Annotated in this window: 1 protein-coding gene; it reads left to right on the top strand. The window is 58.0% G+C overall.

Features of this window, described 5'->3' with window-relative positions; translation table 11 throughout:
• Window positions 1-222 (top strand): hypothetical protein (locus AC1RP4_RS07940; RefSeq protein WP_481763266.1); only part of this gene is annotated, 222 nt, incomplete at its 5' end.
• Between the last annotated feature and the right edge of the window lie 73 nt (window positions 223-295).

Genomic DNA, 295 nt, shown 5'->3' with positions numbered 1-295 from the left:
ATACAGTGCGTCAGCGCGGCCCATGAATACGTCGCGCGCGAGCTTGAGGCGCGTAACCAGATTGCCGATAGGGCCCCGGTCGAATGCCTCACCGCGCGCCGGAGTCCAGTATGGAACGCCGTTGGGTCCATAGACCTGCGCGTGCACGTGGTCGCCACGTTGTTCCTCAACGTGGATCGAATGTCGCGACACTACTTGCGGAATCTTCATGATTTTCCTTAACCATACATGCTGTTGTTGGCCTTGCGAATTTCGTGCATGGGAATAGAATCGTCCCAGCACGACCGCGCGTACC

Source organism: Dellaglioa sp. CoH-56-MRSF-10 (assembly GCF_056782175.1).
This window is presented reverse-complemented; position numbering and strand designations above follow the sequence as displayed.